This is a genomic window from Nocardia sp. NPDC058058 (genome assembly GCF_042885355.1).
In the GTDB taxonomy this organism is placed as follows: domain Bacteria; phylum Actinomycetota; class Actinomycetes; order Mycobacteriales; family Mycobacteriaceae; genus Nocardia.
The window spans coordinates 778683-797576 of the sequence record NZ_JBHVSA010000001.1 but is presented as its reverse complement, the minus strand read 5'-3'; the positions used below and the strand labels follow the sequence as shown (position 1 = coordinate 797576).

Below are 18894 nucleotides of genomic sequence, written 5' to 3'. Positions count from 1 at the left end.
TAGACGACAGGTCACTTGACCTGTAACCTCCGACACAGGTCAAGTGACCTGTAATTACCGGAACGAAATGGGGACCCCGGTGCCGAGTGCCGAAACCTCAACCCTGGACCACAGCGCCGGACTGCGGGTGCGACAGCGCTCCGACGGAATCCGGGTACTGATCTTCGATCGCCCCGAATCCCGCAACGCCATCACCGACGCACTGTTCACCGAACTGATCCGGCAATTGGAATTCATCGCCGCCGATCCGGAGGTACGGGCGGTCGTGGTGACGGGGGCGAACGGAACATTCAGCGCCGGTGGCGATTTCGAGACGATCGGCGATCTCGGCCGCGCCTCCGAACAGCAGGTCGCGGAGAATCTCGCGCGCACCATGCGCGCCGCCGAGCGACTCTGGGCGCTGCCGCAGCCGACCCTCGCCGCCGTCGACGGTGCGGCCGTCGGTGCGGGTATGGCGCTCGCGCTGGCCTGCGATATCCGCATCGCCTCCCCCGAGGCGATGCTGCTGCCGTCGTTCATTCGCATGGGCCTGCTGCCCGACACCGGCGCGAGCTGGCTGCTGCCGCGCCTCATCGGCGCGGGACCGGCATTGCAGATGCTGCTCGCGGGCCGACCGGTCGGCGCGGAGCGCGCCCACGAGATGGGGCTGGTCGCGCAGGTGACCGCGGATCCCCTGCGGACGGCGCTGGAACTCGCGGCGATCCTGACCCGGCAGCCCGCCGCCGCCGCGGCGACCAAGCGGCTACTGCGCGCGGCCGCCGATACCGATCTGGCGACCGCCATCGACCTCGAGGCGGTGGCGCAGGCCGGGGCCTTCCATCGCGGCGAGTTCGCCGCGGCCTTCGACTCCTGGCGCACCTCGCGTATCGCCGACTGACCGACCACCCTGTCGAACAAGCTGTTTCAACCGATGAAGGACGAAAGCATATGCCCGCGATTCGATGTGGACAGACCATCCGCGATTACGACGAACTACGACTGCGCGCCGCGCAGGTGGCGACCGGGCTCGCCGAACACGGCGTGACGGCCGGTGACCGGGTCGCCATCTTCATGCACAATGATCTGCCTTTCGTCGAGGTGAGCATGGCGGCCGGGCTGCTCGGTGCGACCCCGGTGCCGGTGAACTGGCATTGGAAGGGCGCGGAGCTGGCCTATCTGCTCGACGACAGCGGCAGCCGGGTGATCTTCGCGCATTCCGATCTGATTCCGACCGTGGAACCGGTGGCGGGTGATCGGCTGCTCATCGAAGTGGAATACGACGCGGCCGCCCCGACCGGACGCCACCGTCGCTACGAGAAGTGGCTGACCGAACTGCGGCCGTGGTCCGAATCACCCACGCGGGCACCGCAATCGATGATCTACACCTCCGGTACCACCGGACGGCCCAAGGGCATCGTGCGCGATGCCACCACGCCCGAGCAGGGCGCGGCGCTCGCGGCGCTGATCTTCGAAACCTTCGGTCTCACACCGGGAATGCGCACCCTGGTGCCCGCGCCGATCTATCACACCGCCCCGAATGTGCACTGTCTGGTCGGCGCGGCGGCGGGCATCGATCTGACGATCATGCCGAAGTTCGATCCGCAGGAGCTGTTGCGGCTCATCGAGACCCATCGGATCAATCACTTCCAGGCGGTTCCGACCATGTTCGTCCGGTTGCTGCGCCTGCCCGAATCCGTGCGCGCCCGGTACGATCTGTCCTCGCTTCAGGCGGTCGTACACGCCGCCGCGCCCTGCCCGCCGGAGATCAAGCGCCGCATCATCGACTGGTTCGGCCCGATCGTGCGCGAGTATTACGGCGGCTCCGAAACCGGCGGCTGCGTCGCCTGCGACAGCGAACAGTGGCTGGCGCATCCCGGAACCGTCGGACGGCCGATCGGCGACGGCGATATCCGCATCTACTCCGAAACCGGCGAACAGCTGCCCGCCGGTACCTCCGGCCGCATCCACCTGCGCCCGCCCAGTGGCTGGCCCATCTTCACCTACCACGGCAATCCGGACAAACGGGCCGCCATGGAACGCGACGGCTACCTCGATATCGGCGATATCGGCTACCTCGACACCGACGGCTACCTCTACCTCAACGACCGCAGCACCGACATGATCATCTCCGGCGGCGTCAATATCTATCCCGCCGAGATCGAAGCCTGCCTGCTCGAACTCCCCGGTGTCCGCGATGCCGCCGTCTTCGGCATCCCCGATCCGGACCTGGGCGAATCGATCGCGGCCCATATCGAGGCCACCGGCCTGACAGCCGACCAGGTGCGCGAGCACGTGCGCGCGCACCTGGCGGGCTACAAGGTTCCGAAGGTCGTCGTCTTCGACGACGATCTGCCTCGCGAGGACACCGGCAAACTCTTCAAACGCCGGATCCGGGCCGGCTACTGGCCCGCGGATCCCACCTCAGGCGTCCAGCCACCGCTGTAGGTCGGTGACGATCCGGAGTTCGTCGGCGACGATCGCGCGGTCGGCGTCGGACAGCTCCAATTGGGTTATCCGGGTGAGCAGTTCGTCCACCCGGGTCGAATCCTCTGCGGCGGCGGCGATTTCGGCGAGCGCGGCGAGCGCCCGAACCTGATCGGCGGAGGTGGCGGTGGCCGCGTGCCGGCGCAGGCCGGTCTCGATGACCCGCGCCGCGGCGGCATCGTCGTTCTTGGAATCACGCAGGATGCGGGCATTGTCCAGCACTTTGGCCAGACCCTCGAGCTGCTTGGAGCCGCCGTATTCGAAGTCCGGTTCATCGCGCTGGATGTAGATGACGCTGTTGCCGACCGGATCCACCACGGTGAACCTGGATTGACCGGGCCGGAAGCGGGTGATGCGCGGGATGCCGCGCGCGGGGATGCGTCCGTAGCGGGCGCGCAGGGCGGCGGTGAACTCGCTATGCCACGGTGCGATCTCGTCCACCAGCACCAGGCAACCGATATGTGCCTGCTGCGCGTCCAACTCCTTGGGCGTCGGCCCGAAGTGCAGGTCGAATCCATTGCGCCGCACCACGCCGTAGGTGTACGGCCGGGTCTGTTCGTAGGTGACGGTGTAGCCGAGCGTGCGATAGAAATCGAGTGTCTCGGGCAGGTCGCCACCCCAGAGCACCGGAACCGAACTGTCTGCCATATGTGTGTCTCCTCGCGGTGAATTCCACTCCCGAATCCACCCTACGAACTCCGCGAGACACGCGCCTATAACTCGTTCCGCGCGCTGCCGTCCGCGCGGGCACCGGATAGGCTGCGGGCGTGGATAACCCGTTCGGCCCGGTAGGGACCGCCAAGTACGTCCTGTTGACCACCTTCAAGAAGGACGGCACCCCGGTCGGGACGCCGCTGTGGGCGGCCCTCGATAACGGCCGCCTGTACATCTGGACGGTCACCGACAGCTGGAAGGTCAAGCGCATTCGCCGCAATCCGCAGGTCACCGTGCAGGCGTGCGATGTGCGCGGTAAGCCGAATGGCGAGATCGTCAGCGGTAAGGCCGTCATCCTCGATGACGCGGGCAGCGATCGGGTGCGCGGTCTGGTCAAGCGCCGCTACGGCCTGCAGGGGCATCTCGTCGTCACCGGCAGCACGCTGCGCCGCGGTAAGACCGGTACCGTCGGCATCGAAATCACCGCCGAGGGCTGATGATCACGGTCGAACCGCCGGGCCGGTAATCCGGTCCGGCGGTTCGCCATACGCACGGCCGAGTGCTGCCCCGCGCACAGCCGTGCTCACCTCATGGTTGTTGTCCGGCGATGATCGCCCCGAGCAGGCCGCCCACCCCGCAGCCCACGATCGCGCCGACGAAGAAGAACCACACGCCGATCACCGCACCGACCACGCAGCCGATCAGTGCCCCGGCCACGATGGATCCGACATTGGAGATGTTCTGTAGCGCGACCGGATCGGCTGCGGGCGTGGCGATATCGGCCGCATTCTCCGGGCGCATGGTCAATGTCGTTCCGGCGGCGTCGATTTCGGGGATCACGTTGAGCGCTCGATCGGCGGCCTGATATGTGAGCGGTAGCGAGGCGATGGTCTCACCGCTCGGCCCGAGCACATTCACTGTGCCACCGGCCAATTCGAACCTGCCACCGGTGAGTGTGGTGGTGACCGCGGAGTGATCGGGCGCCAGGCTGGTGGTGTACTCGACCCCTCGATCGACACCACTGATACCCGGTTGCGCGAGGACCGGTTCACCGTGCGCGGTGACGGTGGCTATGCAGACCGCGGCAATGGAGAAGAGGGTTGTTGCGGCGAATTTGGCTATTCTCATGATGATTACCTGTATTCGAAGAGCCGATTCACCGCATTACCGAGCAGGCGTATTCCGGGGGATCACACGGCGAATCGGGGAATCCACATCCAATTATTCATCCCAATAGCGTGATTGGAGTTCCCGGCGCCTCCCCGAGACTGACGCCGGGACGATTCTTATCGTCCCCTCAGACTTGCCGCGAGGATAGAGCAGGTGCCGGGGTTGTCCGCCGATGTCCTATGCGTCCGACCCCGACTCGCCGCGAAATGCGGAATTCCCTTATTCCAGTTCGCCTTCGGTTTCCAGATAGACCTCGCGCAGTCGCTCCAGGGTATCGGCTTCCGGCTGCTCCCAGAGCTTTCGCTCGGCGGCTTCCAGCAAACGCTCCGCAATACCGTGCAGCGCCCACGGATTCGACTGCTCCATGAACTTGCGATTCACATCGTCGAATACATAGGATTCCGCGAGCTTTTCGTACATCCAGTCCGCGACCACATTCGTGGTGGCGTCATAGCCGAACAGATAGTCGACGGTGGCCGCCATTTCGAAGGCGCCCTTGTAACCGTGCCGGCGCATCGCCTCGAGCCAGCGCGGATTCACCACGCGCGCACGGAATACCCGCGCGGTCTCCTCGGACAGCGTGCGCGTGCGCACCGCATCGGGCCGGGTGCTGTCGCCGATATAGGCTTCCGGGTTCTTACCGGTGAGCGCGCGCACCGCGGCGACCATGCCGCCGTGATACTGGAAGTAGTCGTCGGAGTCGGCGATATCGTGCTCGCGGGTGTCGGTGTTCTTGGCCGCCACCGCGATTCGGCGATACGCGATGCGCATATCGTCGGCAGCCGGAACGCCGTCCAGCTCGCGGCCGTACGCGAAACCGCCCCAGGCCGTGTACACCTGGGCCAGATCGTCATCGGTGCGCCAGCTCTTGGAATCGATGAGTTGCAGCAGGCCCGCACCGTACGTGCCCGGCTTGGAGCCGAAGATGCGGGTGGTGGCGCGGCGCTCATCACCGTGCTCGGCCAGATCCGACTGGGCATGCGCGCGAACGTAATTCGACTCCGCGGGCTCATCCAGACCGGCAGCCAGGCGGACCGCGTCGTCGAGCAGGGCGAGCACATGCGGGAAGGCGTCGCGGAAGAACCCGCTGATGCGCACGGTCACATCGATGCGCGGGCGGCCCAGCTCCTCGAGCCCGATCGCCTCCAACTTGGTGACGCGGCGGCTGGCCTCATCCCAGACCGGGCGCACACCCAGCAGTGCGAACACCTCGGCGATGTCATCGCCCGAGGTGCGCATGGCCGAGGTCCCCCACACCGAAAGACCAACCGAGCGCGGGTATTCGCCGTGATCGGCCAGGTAGCGCGCCAGCAGCGAATCCGCCATCGCCTGTCCGGTCTCCCAGGCCAGCCGCGACGGCACCGCCTTGGGATCCACCGAGTAGAAGTTGCGGCCGGTGGGCAGCACATTGATGAGTCCGCGCAGCGGCGAACCGCTCGGCCCGGCCGGAATGAAGCCGCCATTCAGCGCGTGCAGAATCCGCGCGATCTCGACGCCGGTCTGCCGCAGCCGCGGAACCACTTCGGTGGCAGCGAATCCCAGCACCCGGCGCACCGCGTCACGTGGCGATTCCGGGGTCGCGCTCGAATCACCCTGCGGTGCGGCCGATCCCGTCGCATCGGACGTGGACTGAGCGCCCGCGTCCGTATCGGGGACCAGGCTCTCGGTAATGGCGTCGATCGCCTGGACATCCCAGTCGACCTCCTGCATGGCCGAGACCAGTTCGCGCGCAAGGGTTTCGAACGTGTCGACGCGCTCACGGGATTCATCGCCCGCTTCGCTCAGACCCAAAGCCTCGCGCAGACCCGGCACATTGGTCTCGCCGCCCCAGAGCTGACGTGCGCGCAGCATGGCCAGCACCAGATCGACCTCGGCCTCCCCGGCGGGCGCCTGTCCGAGAATGTGCAGGCCGTCGCGGATCTGCACATCCTTGATCTCGCACAGCCAGCCGTCGACGTGCAGCAGCATGTCATCGAAGACGTCCTCGTCCGGCCGCTCGGCCAGACCGAGATCGTGGTCCATCTTGGCCGCGCGCATGAGCGTCCAGATCTGCTGCCGGATGGCGGGCAGTTTGGCCGGATCCAGGGTGGAGATATTGGCGTGCTCATCGAGCAGCTGCTCCAAACGCGAGATATCGCCGTAGGTTTCGGCGCGCGCCATCGGCGGGATCAGATGGTCGACCAGGGTGGCGTGGGCGCGGCGCTTGGCCTGGGTGCCCTCGCCCGGATCGTTCACCAGGAACGGGTAGATCAGCGGCAGATCCCCGAGCGCGGCATCGGTACCGCAGGAGGCGGACATGCCCAGGGTCTTACCGGGCAGCCATTCCAGGTTGCCGTGCTTACCCAGGTGCACCATGGCGTCGGCGGCGAACCCGTCCGGCGCGGCCAGCCAGCGGTAGGCGGCCAGATAGTGGTGCGAGGGCGGCAGATCCGGATCGTGATAGATGGCGACCGGGTTCTCACCGAAACCGCGCGGCGGCTGCACGATGATCACCACATTGCCGAAACGCATTGCGGCGATGACGATCTCACCCTTGGGATCGGCGGAGCGATCCACGTACAGCTCGCCGGGCGCGGCACCCCACGCCTCCTCCACGCCCTCGCGCAGATCCTCGGGCAGCTGTGCGAACCACGCGCCGTAGGTGTCGGCACCGATGCGAATCGGGTTGCCCTCCAACTGTTCCGCGGTCAGCCAATCCGGATCCTGACCACCGGCGGCGATGAGCGCGTGAATCAGCGCATCGCCGTTGCCCTCCTCCAGGCCCGGGATCTCGCCCGGTTCACCGAGGTAGTAACCGGCGGAACGCAATTCGTTCAGCAGGCGCAGCGCACTGGCCGGGGTGTCCAGGCCGACCGCGTTGCCGATGCGGGCGTGCTTGGTCGGGTAGGCCGACAGCACGATCGCAATATGCTTGTCGGAGTTGGGAATATGACGCAGCCGCGCGTACCGCACCGCGATGCCCGCCACGCGCGCGGCGCGCTCGGGATCGGGCACGTAGGTGGAGAGCCCATCGGCGTCGAACTCCTTGAACGAGAACGGCACCGTGATGATGCGGCCGTCGAACTCCGGCACCGCCACCTGGGTCGCGACATCCAGCGGGGAGAGCCCGTCGTCATTGGCCTCCCACTGCGCGCGCCCGCTGGTGAGGCAGAGCCCCTGCAGGATCGGCACATCCAGGTCGGCGAGCGCGCCCACATCCCAGGCCTCGTCATCGCCGCCCGCCGACGCGGTCGCGGGCTTGGTGCCACCGGCGGCGAGCACGGTCACCACCAGTGCGTCGGCCGTGCGCAGCGCGGCGAGCAGCTCCGGCTCGGCGGTGCGCAGCGAGGCGCAGTAGACCGGCAGCGCGCGAGCGCCCTTGTCCTCGATGGCGGCGCACAGCGCGTCGATGTAGCCGGTGTTCCCGGCCAGATGCTGGGCCCGGTAGTACACGACGGCGACCGTCGGCGCACCCTCGGCAACCGGTCGCGAATCCCGTTCCAGCTCACCCCAGCTGGGCAGTTCCACCGGCGGTTCGAATCCGTGCCCGGTCAACAGGACGGTGTCGGACAGGAAGTTGTGCAGCTGCAGCAGGTTCGCGGGCCCACCGGCGGCGAGATAGTTGTGCGCGTCGGCGGCGACACCGCCGGGCACGGTCGAGCACTCCATCAGCTCGGCATCGGGCGCGATCTCACCACCGAGGGCGACCAGCGGAATACCTCTGGCGCGCACCGTGTCCAGACCCTCTTCCCAGGCCCGCTTACCGCCGAGGATGCGCACGATCACCAGATCCGCGCCCTCCAGCAGGCCGGGCAGATCCTCGGGCAGGATGCGCGCCGGATTGGCGAGCCGATACGCGGCGCCGCTGGCGCGCGCGCTCAGCAGATCGGTATCGGACGTGGACAGCAGCAGAATCACAGTGGTTTCAGCCTTCCTCGGGTGACGCGCCCAGCACGGTGTGGCGCTCGACGGGAAGGTCTGACTGTCACAGTGGCGCGACCGCACCGGAATTGCACCGGTTTCTTCCGTCCGACGAGCTCGCCGATGCTATCGCGCCCGGATCACAGTGCGGCAAAGCCCGGTCCGCCATACTGTTCCGCTATCACCGCCGCGCGTACGCTGCCGGTATGCCAATCACACCGGGATGGGTCAGGCGGAACCGCTTCACTGCCTGGTCAGGATACTTTTGCACACTGGTTGCGTTCGCAACGCTGGCAATGGCTTTGACCGCCGCCGGCAGTGGCCACACGCAGTACGCGATGCTCGCGGGCATCATCTGCGCGGGCACCATCCTCTTCGGGATCACGTTGATCACCACCACGGTGCGACGCGATCACCAAGACCACCACAATGTCCCCAATCTCCTCCAGGACACCTGGGAACTCTCCCCCGCGTTCGCGACTCGCCGCGGCGCACCGAAATCGATCGAACCCCACCAGGCGGGCTGACCGCCCGTCCCGACACCCGCTCACCGCGGCAAGCGAAAGATCGGCCTCGCTCATAGTGCGCCCGATCCAGCTCGGCGCGGTGAGCGCGTCGTGTCAGGCTCGGAATCGCCTGCATGCCTGCGCGAACTGAGCCCCTCCGGCTTGGACCTCCGATACTTCGCGGTCGGCTGAGTACCGGGGCGGACGGGCACGGCGGGTGTCGTCGGCCGCCCTCCCCGCGCGTCGTAGGCTGGTGGGGTCATGAGCCGAACAGATTCCGACTCCTGCCCGGGAGTGTTGCGCCTGCACGATGCCGCCGACGGGCCACTCGCGCGGATTCGCGTACCCGGCGGGCAGCTCACGCCGGAACAGTTGCAGACCCTCGCCGAGGCGGCGCGCGAATTGGCCGACGGCAATATCGAACTCACCTCGCGCGGCAATGTGCAGTTGCGGCAGGTCCGCGATGCGGCCGCGCTCGAGGAACGGCTCAGTGCGGCGGGGCTGCTGCCGAGCGCTTCGCATGAGCGGGTTCGCAATATCATCGCCTCGCCGTTGGCCGGGCGGGTCGGCGGCTGGGCCGATGTGCACCCGCTGGTGCCGCTGCTCGATGCCGGATTGCAGGCCGATGCGCGGCTCGCGAAACTGCCGGGGCGCGTGCTGTTCACCCTCGATGACGGTCGCGGTGATGTGAGCGGGCTCGGCGGGGATATCGGCGTGCACGCGATCGACGAACACAGCTTCGCGCTGCTGCTCGCGGGTGCGGACAGCGGAATTCGGGTGACCGCCGACGATGCGGTCGAGCTCATGCTCGCCGCCGCGCACGGATTCCTCGAACTGCGTGACGGTCAGTGGCGAGTGCACGAGATCCCCGACGGCGTCACGCGGCTGACCGAACATCTGCGCGGCACTCGCCCCGGGCTGGAAACCAGCGCGTCCGGCGTGGAAGTGACCGGCCACCATGACATTCCGATCGGCTGGCTGACCCAGGCCGACAATCGCGTCGCCCTCGGTGCGGGCGTGCGACTGGGCTCGCTGCCCGCGCGCACCGCCGAATTCATCGCCGCGATCGAACACCCGATCCTGATCACGCCGTGGCGCAGCCTGGTCATCGCCGATCTGGACGAGTGGACCGCCGAACAGGTGGTGCGGGTGCTCGCCCCGATGGGCCTGATCTTCGACGCCAACTCCCCCTGGCTGCTGGCCAGCGCCTGCGCGGGCGCACCCGGCTGCGCGAAATCGCTCACCGATGTGCGCGCCGATGTCGCCGAAGCGGTCGAGTCCGGGCGCGTAGTCACTTCCGGCACAACGCAATTCGCGCAGGTTGGCCTCGATGCCGAGGAGATCGTAGCCTCCGGCCGCCAGCACTGGTCCGGCTGCGACCGCCGCTGCGGCCGACCGCGCGGCGCGGTCACCGATGTCATTGCCACCCCCGACGGCTACCGGATCGACCCCGCCGGCTGAGATCGGCTCGGACGTCTCGCCTTCGCTTCGACCGCGTCCATCGACGTTCGGTGTCCAGGGCTGGTCCGCCTCCACATCGGCGGCGGCCCCGGCATCAAGCGGTGGCATCCCGCCGATTCGGGCGACAATGGATTGTTCGGGAACCCCGGAGTGTTGATCGGCGCATAGGGAGCGCGCGGGAGGTCGGCATGACTGTTTCGAAGATGAGCGATGACGAGATCGCCGCCATGTCCGATCATGAGCGGCGCGAGCTCATCGCACGATTACAACCCGCCGGGCGCGGACTGCCCCGCCCCGAGGTGGTGCGTATTCACCGCCGTATCCGCCTGACGCTCATGGTGGGCGGCTCACTGGTGCTGATCCCGTGGATCGTCTACCTCGCCATGACCCTGCCCGCCGACTATCACGCCCGCAATTGGTCGCTGACCTGGATCGGCTTCGACGTACTGCTGGTGATCATGATGGGCGCCACCGCCTACCTGGGCTGGAAGCGCCGGGTCTTCCTGGTGTTGCCCGCCTTCGCCACCGGCATGCTGCTGCTGGTGGACGCCTGGTTCGATATCGTGACCGCCGCGCCCGGCGATATCTGGGTATCGGTGGGCACGGCGCTCATCGGCGAGATTCCACTGGCGATCCTGCAGATCACGGGTGCGCTCATGCTGTTGCGGTTCCTGGTGATCGCGCACCCGCTGAACAATCCGGCGGTCAGTCCGTGGAAGGCCGCCCTGCCGTTCTGACCGAATGCTGTTCCATCGTGCAGCATTTCACGCTGCCGCCCGCCTTGAGCAGTTCGGACAGCTCGATGCCGACGGGTTCGTAACCCCGCGCCCGCAGCTGTTCGGACAGCGCGACGGCCTTTTCGCTCAGGAACACGTGGTAGCCGTCGCAAACCCCGTTGAGGCCCAGCACATTCGCGTCCTCCTCGGTGGCGATGATGGCATCGGGATACATGCCCGCGAGCATGCGCGCGCTCTCCCCGCTGAACGCGGCCGGATAGTAGGCGATGGTGTCATCCAGGACCATGAGCGCGGTATCGAGGTGATAGAACCGCGGATCGATCAATTCCAGTGAGATGACCGGCAATTCGAAGAATTCCTGCACCTCTTCGTGCGCGGCGCGGGAGCTGCGAAAACCGGTGCCCGCCAAGATTTTATCGTGGGCGATGGCGAAATCGCCTTCCCCTTCATTGGTTTCGCGCGCGGCGCTGACCCGCGCGAAACGCTGCGCGGAGAGCCACTCGTGATAGGCCGGGCCCTCGGCGGCGCGTTCGGGATTGGCGAAACGGGCCGACAGCGCCCGATCCCCGATCACCAGTCCGCCATTGGCGGCGAAGACCATATCCGGCAGCGCGGGCACGCCGTCGATCACATCCACCGTGTGACCGTGCCGTTCGAAAGTGGCGCGCAGGTTCTCCCATTGCGCGAGCGCCAGGGCCCGGTCGACCGGGGCCGAGGTGTCCATCCAGGGGTTGATCGCGTAGTAGACGTCGAAGTGATCGGGTCGGCACATCAGATACCGGCGCGGGGTGGGGCGACGGGCGCCCGTGGGTTCCGGCGCGCGGAGCGTGGCTGCGGAGGTCAACGAGGCTCCTTCATGACTTGCGCGTACAAGCAGTGATCACGAAGTTAAATGGCGTACCGTTGCGTCAGAAATAGCGAATCGTTGCGTAAATTCTGGACAGTGTGGCGATTTGTTGCGTCTGAGTGAAAGGCGGACCGGTGGACGAGATCGATCGGCGCATTCTGGCCCACCTGCTCAAACAGGCCCGCGCCTCGTTCCAGGAGATCGGCGCGATCGTCGGGCTGTCGGCCCCCGCGGTCAAACGCCGGGTCGACAAGATGGTCGCGGCCGGGCAGATCACCGGGTTCACCGCACTGGTGAATCCGGCCGCGCTGGGCTGGCGCACCGAGGCGTACGTCGAGGTCTACTACCGCGACAACATCTCCCCGGCCGAACTCCGCCGCAGCCTCGAACCCATCCCGCAGGTCATCGGCATCTGGACCATCGCCGGGGAAGCCGACGCACTGGTGCACGTCATGGCCACCGATATGGCCGAAATCGAGGTCACCGTCGAGCGCATCCGGGAGAACGCCCGCGTCGGCCGCACCCGCAGCAGCATCGTCATGTCCCGGCTGCTGGAGCGTCCGCGCACCTGATGGCGGAAGTGGCCCATGCCACCCGCTCAGCGTGGGCACGGAGGCGAAATCTAGGGTGGAGCCCATGTCCGACGTGCGTACCAGCTACCTCACCGACGGGGCCGAGATCTATCGGCGCTCGTTCGCCACGATTCGCGCCGAAGCGGATCTGGCGCGCTTTCCGGCGGATATCTCGCAGGTCGTGGTGCGGATGATTCACGCCTGCGGGCAGGTGGATCTGGCGGCGGACGTGGACTTCAGCAATGCCGTGGTGAACCGGGCGCGCGCGGCGATGCGCGCGGGCGCGCCGATCCTGTGCGATGCGAATATGGTCGCGTCCGGGGTGACCCGTAAGCGGCTGCCCGCCGATAACGAGGTGCTGTGCCTGCTCGGCGATCCCCGGGTGCCGGGGCTTGCCGCCGATATGGGCAACACCAGATCGGTTGCGGCGCTGGAACTCCTGCGCGACCGCATGGACGGGGCCGTGGTCGCCATCGGCAACGCGCCGACCGCACTGTTCCATCTGCTGGACATGCTCGACGCCGGTGCGCCGAAACCCGCCGCGGTGATCGGCATTCCGGTCGGATTCATCGGCGCGGCCGAATCCAAGCAGGCCCTGGCCGAATACGGGGATATCGAATTCCTGACCGTGCGGGGACGGCGCGGCGGCAGCGCCATGACCGCCGCGGCCCTCAATGCGATTGCGAGCGAACAAGAATGAGCGGCAAGCTCTGGGGTGTCGGGCTCGGCCCCGGCGATCCGGAATTGGTGACGGTCAAGGCCGCGCGGATCATCGGCGCGGCCGATGTCATCGCCTTCCACAGCGCCCGGCACGGGCGCAGCATCTCGCGCGCCACCGCCGCGCCGTATATGCGCGCGGGGCAGCTCGAGGAGCACCTGGTCTACCCGGTGACCACCGAGACCACCGATCATCCGGGCGGCTATCAGGGCGCGATCGACGAGTTCTACGAGAGCGCCGCCGCACGCCTGGCCGAACACCTGGCCGCAGGTCGCACGGTCGCGCTGCTGGCCGCCGGAGATCCGTTCTTCTACAGCTCTTTCCAGCACATGCACCGCCGCCTGGCCGACCGCTTCGAATCCGAGATCATCCCCGGCGTCACCTCGGTCAGCGCCGCCTCGGCCGCCCTGGGCACCCCGTTGGTCGAAGGCGAACAGGTGCTGTCGGTCCTGCCCGGCACCATGCCGGTCGAAGAGCTCACCGAACGCCTGCGCACCGCCGACGCCGCCGCCATCATGAAGCTCGGACGCACCTATCCCAATGTGCGCCAAGCCCTTTCGGACGCCGGTCGCCTCGACGATGCCTACTACGTGGAACGCGCCAGCTCCACCCGCCAGCGGGTGCTGCGCGCCGCCGACGTGGATGAGGCGAGCGTCCCCTACTTCGCGATCACCATCGTCCCCGGTCCCACACCGCAGACGCGAATCACGCTCACCCGGCAGGATTCCGCCACCGAGCGGTCGAATCCCAGCACCGCCGCGGCGATCGATCCGGCTGTCGCGCCGGGTGATTCGCGCGGCGAGGTGGTCGTGGTCGGGCTCGGGCCCGGCGCGGCGGAGTGGACCACGCCGGAGGTGACGCGGGCACTGGCCGAGGCGACCGATATCGTCGGGTACGCGACGTACGTGAATCGGGTGCCGGAGCGGGCGGGTCAGCGACGGCATTCCAGCGATAACAAGGTCGAATCCGAGCGCGCGGCAATGGCTTTGGATCTGGCCAAGGCCGGGCATAAGGTCGTCGTGGTTTCGGGCGGCGATCCCGGGGTATTCGCCATGGCGGCGGCGGTGGTCGAGGAATCGGCCGATCCGCAGTGGCGCGATGTGCCGGTGCGGGTGCTGCCCGGGGTGACCGCGGCCAGTGCGGTGGCGAGCCGGATGGGCGCGCCGCTGGGCCACGATTTCGCCATGCTCTCGCTCTCGGATCGGCTCAAGCCGTGGGAAGTGGTGGCGGGGCGGATTTCCGCGGTGGCGGCGGCCGATATGGCGTTCGCCGTCTACAACCCGGCGTCCTCGCAGCGCACCTGGCAGGTGGGCGCGATGCGGGATCTGGTGCTCGAACATCGCAAGCCCGAGACACCGGTGGTGATCGGCCGCGATGTGGGTGGTCCGACCGAGACCGTGCGGGTGGTGACCCTGGGCGATCTGGACCCGGCCGAGGTGGATATGCGCACGTTATTGATCATCGGCGCGTCCACCACCACCGTGTTCGACGCGCCGAGCGGACCCCGGGTGTACACATCCCGTCGATACGGGGACTAATATTCCATAGTGGAATGCAGGCTGGAAGGAGTGTAGTGGCAGAGGAAAAGACCCGGCGCCCGCTCAATTCGACGGCCGCATCGCTATTGGGCTTCCTACACCAGGGCGATATGTCCGGTTGGGATCTGGTCGCGCAGGCGCAGGACCGCATCGGCGATTTCTGGACCATCACCCAGAGTCAGGTCTACCGCGAACTGGCGACCATGCACCAGCACGGCCTGGTCGAAAAGGGTGAGACCGGTGCGCGCGATCGCACCCCGTACCGCATCACCGAGGACGGCCGGGACGCGTTCGCCGAGTGGATCGCCCGCGATCCCGGCGCCGAAACCATCCGGGTGCCACTGCTGCTCACGCTGTCCTTCGGCGAATTCGTCGATCCGGTCCGGCTGGAGCGCATCATCGCCGCCAACCGGCCGCTGCACGAGCAACGGCTCTCGGGCTACCTGTCCGGCCATGACGAACAGCAGATGTCGCCGTTCGAACGCGCGACGCTGGACTTCGGCATCCGCTACGAACGCGCGGTACTGGATTGGTTCGACCGGCTGCCCGAACTACTCGACCCGGCCAGCCGACTGTCCTGACCTGATCTGCCGCAGCCAATCCCAGGCCGCGGCAACGGTTTCCACCCGCCGCGCGCCTGCGGGCAGCGGCGGGCGATCGATCATCAGCACCGGAACGCCCAGGGCGCGCGCGGCGGTGAGCTTGGCCTCGGTCAACGCTCCCCCGCTGTCCTTGGTCACCATGACCTCGATGCGCCGGTCCGCGAGCAGCGCCGTCTCGTCCTCGACGCTGAAAGGCCCACGCGCCAGCAGCAATTCATGCTGGGCGGGCAGTTCGCCTTCCGGTGGATCGATCGCGCGGATCAGAAACCATTGCGCCGATTCGGCGAAGGCGGCCACGCCCTGGCGACCGATGGTCAGAAACACCCGATCACCCAGTCCGGCAACGGCTTCGGCCGCGGCACTCAGATCCGGGACGCGAATCCACTTGTCCCCCGCCTCTTCCCGCCAGCCCGGGCGGCGCACATGCAGCACCGGCAATCCGGCGTCCGCCGCAGCCCGCGCGACGTTGGCGGTGATCCCCCCGGCGAACGGATGCGTGGCGTCGACAATGGCGTCGATCCCATTGTCCGCCAGCCACTCCCGCAGCCCGTCGACTCCCCCGAATCCCCCTACGCGGACCGCGCCGACCGGCAGCATCGGTTCGCGCACGCGCCCGGCGAGCGAGGACACGATATCGAATCCCTGCTCGCCGGAAGCGATTGCGGCGAGTTCCCGGGCTTCCCGGGTCCCGCCCAGAATCAAGATTTTCAGGGTTGCCCCCGCAGGGCCGCGGAACCCGAGTCGATCAGCGGCTGCCCGCCGACCACCAGCAGGCCGATGATCGCGCCCGGGATCGCGCCGACACCGATGAAGATCAGACCGATGAGACCACCGATCAACCCGCCGATCGCCGCACGCTGCAACTCGGAGATGAACCAATCCACGCCGCTGATTTCCTTCGCGGACATGACCGGCGTGGCATCGGAGGTGAGCGTCAACTGCCGCCCGTCCTGATCGATCGCGGCGGCCAGATCGATCTGCTTACCCGCCACCACGCTGGACAGATTCACCCGGGTGAGGACTTCGCCATCCTTGTTCTGCAGCGCCACCGACTTGCCATCGGCGCTCATGCTGAACTGTCCGCCGGTCACCTGGGTAATGATGCCATTCCCGGCCTGCGCCAGATTCACCACATAGTCGACACCCTGCTGGCTGCCCTTCATCTGCGGCAAATCCTGCTGATCCTGCACAGCCGGAACCGGATCCGCGGGCGCCGCATATCCGGTCCCCGCCGCGACCGTTGTCGCCGCCGCCGCAATGAATGCCGTCGCCACATACTTCGTGTACTTCATGAATCTCCCAATAGAGCTAGCGTCGGATCCGGCAAGAGCCGGATCACGCTGGCCACCCTACCGTCGACCCACGAACGTTTCATTCTGAATGCTTCTCTGCGGCGGCGGATTCCGGTCGACGATCAACTCGGTGTCGATCTTCCGGGTGTCGCGACCGATGGTTACAGGCCGCCGGTATTGAGCAGTCGGTTCACCGTGGGCTGGGCACCGACATTGCCGTTGAGCTTGGGCAGCACCACATTCTTGGTGGATTTGTCTTTGATCCAGTCGGCGATCACCGTGTAGCGGGCGTCGCCGTAGGTTGCCTTGTACAGGGCACCCACTCCGGCGACCATCGGCGCGGCGAATGATGAACCCTTGCCGATCACATAGCCGCCGCCGACCTTCGGCATCGGGACCAAATGTCCGGGCGCATACAGTTGAATGCAGCCACCCCAGTCCGAGGTGTCGGCAGCGTGATCGGCCTCGTCCGTATGCGCGACCGCCACCACCCCGGCCGCATCGGCAGGCCATCCGAGGCAGGCGTCCATTTGACGATTGCTCGTGGAATTCGTAATGAAGAAGCCGGATTCGGCGAGGTTATTGAATACCCCGCGCATCCACGCCGCCGCGATCTGGTCCTGGAAGCTACCGGTCCCGTCGGCATTGGCCGACATGTTCACCACGGCGGGCTTCTGGCCGTGTCCCAGCAACCAGTTGGTGGCACTGAGAATGTCGGTATAGCTGGCGCTCGCATCGCAGGGTGAGATGCGGAGCGAGACCAACGTGACCTTCTTGGCAACGCCGAACTTGGCGCCGCCCAGCATGCCCGCGACGCCGGTACCGTGCTGGTAGTTCCCGCACGTGGCGGTCATCGGAGTGCTGACCGTCGACATGCCCTCGGAGGCTCGTCCTTCGAAGTCCGGGTGATTGACATCGATGCCGCCATCGATCACGTATGCCGTGACGCCGGCTCCGGTAGCAGTCGTGGTGTAGTTTCCGTCCCCCGGCAGAGCCGCCTGATTGATTCGATCAAGTGCCCAGCCCGGACCCGGTTGGTCGGTCGGTGTGTACACATCGACGCCCGAGTGTTTCAGTGTGCGCTGGTCCTGGAGGATCAACTCCACCGACGAATCATCCTGCAGCGCTTCGATCTGACGCTTCGAGAGCTTCGCGCTGAAGGACCTCAGCGCGGTCGCCTTCACCCGGGTTTCCTTGATCTTCGCGTTTGCCAGCACAGCGTCGAGGTTCGCCCCCTCCTTCACGCCGACGATGTAAATGTCCGGGATGCCGCGACCGTTCTCCGCCAGGGCCACAGGGACCTTCGGCTGCTGCGCGGCTGGATCGGCGGCGGCGGGGATCGCCGCCGCGGCAAGTACGGTAAGTAGCGCGACCGGCAGCGCAAGCCAGGTTTTCTTCATGTGATCTATTCCTCTTCATTCGGTGAAACGCGTTGTTCCCGAGAAGGTCCCACCCCATCTCGCCGGGAACGGTACGGTCCACGAATCTCGAGTGAAGTACATACGTTTCAAATATGACGAGGGTCACATCGGCTGGAGCGGATAGCGAACCGGTCGGCGTTCACATCGCCGCTCGGACCCATTGTTGCGCAAGCGGATAGCGGGCATCTACTATCGCCGTACGTACGTAGTAGTTAGGTTGCACGCTCCTCATCGGCACGCCCTCCTCCCCGATTCGGAAGACAGGAATGCGACCACCGAACTCCACGCGGACCTACGGTCAGTACTGCGGGCTGGCCCGCGCGCTCGACATCATCGGCGAACGCTGGAATTTGCTGATCGTGCGCGAATTGCTCATCCGCCCAGCGCGATACAGCGATCTACACGCGGCGCTGCCCGGAATCGCGACCAATCTGCTCGCCGAACGACTGCGCGGGCTGGAGAGCGCGGGCGTCATCCGGCGCAGCCTCGAACCCGGCACGCGAGGCGTCAGCTATCGGCTCACCTCCTGGGGCGAAGAACTCCGCGGCACCGTCGATTCGCTCGTGACCTGGAGTGCGCCACTGATGGCATCCGGTCCCCAGCAGCAGGAGACCTTCCGCACGCACTGGCTGGTGGTCGCCCTGGGCGCGCTCATGCAGGACAAGCGGACCTCGACACCGACCGTCATCGGGGTCGAGGTGGACGGCACGCTGGTCGCCGTACGCGTCGACGAGACCGGCACCCACGCCGTGCTCGACCCCGACGAGCATCCGGCCACGGTGTTCCATGGCGAGCCCGCCACCGTGCTGGGCCTGGCCTCCGGACAACTCACCGTCCAGCAGGCCGCCGAGATCGGCGAACTACGCGGCGACACACTCGAACTCGCCGCGGTGTTCAGCAGAGGCTGAACACCGCGCGGCCTGAGCGCGGTCATGGGACGCGGTGCGAAACCGAGTGTGACGCGGGATCGAGTGTGACGCGGGATTCAGTCGGCCGTCGCCGATGCGTGGCGG

18 protein-coding genes are annotated in these 18894 nt (G+C 66.9%); 11 read left to right on the top strand and 7 right to left on the bottom strand.

Annotated elements, in window-relative coordinates:
* Positions 1 to 67 precede the first annotated feature (67 nt).
* A complete protein-coding gene (locus ACFVUS_RS03575; RefSeq protein WP_387761589.1) occupies positions 68 to 877 on the top strand; it encodes an enoyl-CoA hydratase/isomerase family protein in 810 nt (269 codons plus the stop codon).
* A 50-nt stretch (positions 878 to 927) separates the two neighbouring features.
* On the top strand, positions 928 to 2424 hold the full coding sequence (locus ACFVUS_RS03570; RefSeq protein WP_387761588.1) for an AMP-binding protein: 1497 nt from the start codon (positions 928 to 930) through the stop codon (positions 2422 to 2424).
* On the opposite strand, the gene ACFVUS_RS03565 is transcribed toward ACFVUS_RS03570, so the two are convergent.
* Positions 2401 to 3111, bottom strand: coding sequence for a glyoxalase (locus tag ACFVUS_RS03565; protein ID WP_387761587.1), 711 nt, complete (start codon positions 3109 to 3111; stop codon positions 2401 to 2403). The two genes, ACFVUS_RS03570 and ACFVUS_RS03565, sit on opposite strands and share 24 nt — an antisense overlap.
* Positions 3112 to 3230: 119 nt before the next feature.
* Here ACFVUS_RS03565 and ACFVUS_RS03560 point away from each other — a divergent pair, with 119 nt between their 5' ends.
* Positions 3231 to 3614, top strand: coding sequence for a PPOX class F420-dependent oxidoreductase (locus ACFVUS_RS03560; RefSeq protein ID WP_387761586.1), 384 nt, complete (start codon positions 3231 to 3233; stop codon positions 3612 to 3614).
* Between the two features lie 91 nt (positions 3615 to 3705).
* Here the strand turns inward: ACFVUS_RS03560 and ACFVUS_RS03555 are convergent, their stop codons facing one another.
* Positions 3706 to 4245 carry a hypothetical protein gene (locus ACFVUS_RS03555; RefSeq protein WP_387761585.1) on the bottom strand — a complete coding sequence of 180 codons (540 nt, stop codon included), beginning with the start codon at positions 4243 to 4245 and terminating at the stop codon, positions 3706 to 3708.
* A gap of 261 nt (positions 4246 to 4506) precedes the next feature.
* Positions 4507 to 8184 (bottom strand): cobaltochelatase subunit CobN, encoded by a 3678-nt coding sequence (cobN, locus tag ACFVUS_RS03550; protein WP_387761584.1) that lies wholly within the window; start codon positions 8182 to 8184, stop codon positions 4507 to 4509.
* A 299-nt stretch (positions 8185 to 8483) separates the two neighbouring features.
* On the opposite strand from cobN, the gene ACFVUS_RS03545 reads away from it, so the two are divergent.
* The 3 genes from ACFVUS_RS03545 to ACFVUS_RS03535 all read left to right on the top strand — a co-directional run bounded on the left by ACFVUS_RS03545 (position 8484) and on the right by ACFVUS_RS03535 (position 10891).
* Positions 8484 to 8714 (top strand): hypothetical protein, encoded by a 231-nt coding sequence (locus tag ACFVUS_RS03545; RefSeq protein WP_364634055.1) that lies wholly within the window; start codon positions 8484 to 8486, stop codon positions 8712 to 8714.
* A gap of 240 nt (positions 8715 to 8954) precedes the next feature.
* Positions 8955 to 10154 carry a precorrin-3B synthase gene (cobG, locus tag ACFVUS_RS03540; protein WP_387761583.1) on the top strand — a complete coding sequence of 400 codons (1200 nt, stop codon included), beginning with the start codon at positions 8955 to 8957 and terminating at the stop codon, positions 10152 to 10154.
* 188 nt (positions 10155 to 10342) lie between these two features.
* Positions 10343 to 10891 (top strand): hypothetical protein, encoded by a 549-nt coding sequence (locus ACFVUS_RS03535; protein ID WP_387761582.1) that lies wholly within the window; start codon positions 10343 to 10345, stop codon positions 10889 to 10891.
* On the opposite strand, the gene ddaH is transcribed toward ACFVUS_RS03535, so the two are convergent.
* Positions 10860 to 11735: a dimethylargininase gene (gene ddaH, locus ACFVUS_RS03530; protein ID WP_387761581.1), complete on the bottom strand. Its 876-nt coding sequence runs from the start codon at positions 11733 to 11735 to the stop codon at positions 10860 to 10862. The genes ACFVUS_RS03535 and ddaH overlap by 32 nt on opposite strands.
* A gap of 137 nt (positions 11736 to 11872) precedes the next feature.
* Here ddaH and ACFVUS_RS03525 point away from each other — a divergent pair, with 137 nt between their 5' ends.
* From ACFVUS_RS03525 to ACFVUS_RS03510, 4 genes are all read left to right on the top strand, one after another.
* Positions 11873 to 12310: an Lrp/AsnC family transcriptional regulator gene (locus ACFVUS_RS03525; RefSeq protein ID WP_364634048.1), complete on the top strand. Its 438-nt coding sequence runs from the start codon at positions 11873 to 11875 to the stop codon at positions 12308 to 12310.
* Between the two features lie 64 nt (positions 12311 to 12374).
* A complete protein-coding gene (locus ACFVUS_RS03520; RefSeq protein WP_387761580.1) occupies positions 12375 to 13010 on the top strand; it encodes a precorrin-8X methylmutase in 636 nt (211 codons plus the stop codon).
* The gene (cobJ, locus tag ACFVUS_RS03515) at positions 13007 to 14566 is read left to right on the top strand and encodes a precorrin-3B C(17)-methyltransferase (protein ID WP_387761579.1); all 1560 of its coding nucleotides are present in this window, start codon (positions 13007 to 13009) and stop codon (positions 14564 to 14566) included. Before ACFVUS_RS03520 ends, cobJ begins: the two co-directional genes overlap by 4 nt.
* A gap of 35 nt (positions 14567 to 14601) precedes the next feature.
* The gene (locus tag ACFVUS_RS03510; RefSeq protein WP_375967498.1) at positions 14602 to 15147 is read left to right on the top strand and encodes a PadR family transcriptional regulator; all 546 of its coding nucleotides are present in this window, start codon (positions 14602 to 14604) and stop codon (positions 15145 to 15147) included.
* On the opposite strand, the gene ACFVUS_RS03505 is transcribed toward ACFVUS_RS03510, so the two are convergent.
* The 3 genes from ACFVUS_RS03505 to ACFVUS_RS03495 form a co-directional block, all read right to left on the bottom strand.
* A complete protein-coding gene (locus ACFVUS_RS03505) occupies positions 15118 to 15879 on the bottom strand; it encodes a cobalt-precorrin-6A reductase (protein ID WP_387765381.1) in 762 nt (253 codons plus the stop codon). The two genes, ACFVUS_RS03510 and ACFVUS_RS03505, sit on opposite strands and share 30 nt — an antisense overlap.
* Positions 15876 to 16460 (bottom strand): hypothetical protein, encoded by a 585-nt coding sequence (locus tag ACFVUS_RS03500; protein WP_387761578.1) that lies wholly within the window; start codon positions 16458 to 16460, stop codon positions 15876 to 15878. The genes ACFVUS_RS03505 and ACFVUS_RS03500 overlap by 4 nt, the downstream gene beginning before the upstream one ends.
* A gap of 161 nt (positions 16461 to 16621) precedes the next feature.
* The gene (locus ACFVUS_RS03495; protein ID WP_387761577.1) at positions 16622 to 17860 is read right to left on the bottom strand and encodes a S8 family serine peptidase; all 1239 of its coding nucleotides are present in this window, start codon (positions 17858 to 17860) and stop codon (positions 16622 to 16624) included.
* A gap of 287 nt (positions 17861 to 18147) precedes the next feature.
* Between ACFVUS_RS03495 and ACFVUS_RS03490 the strand changes: the two genes are divergently transcribed.
* On the top strand, positions 18148 to 18789 hold the full coding sequence (locus ACFVUS_RS03490; RefSeq protein ID WP_387761576.1) for a winged helix-turn-helix transcriptional regulator: 642 nt from the start codon (positions 18148 to 18150) through the stop codon (positions 18787 to 18789).
* Positions 18790 to 18894 lie beyond the last annotated feature (105 nt).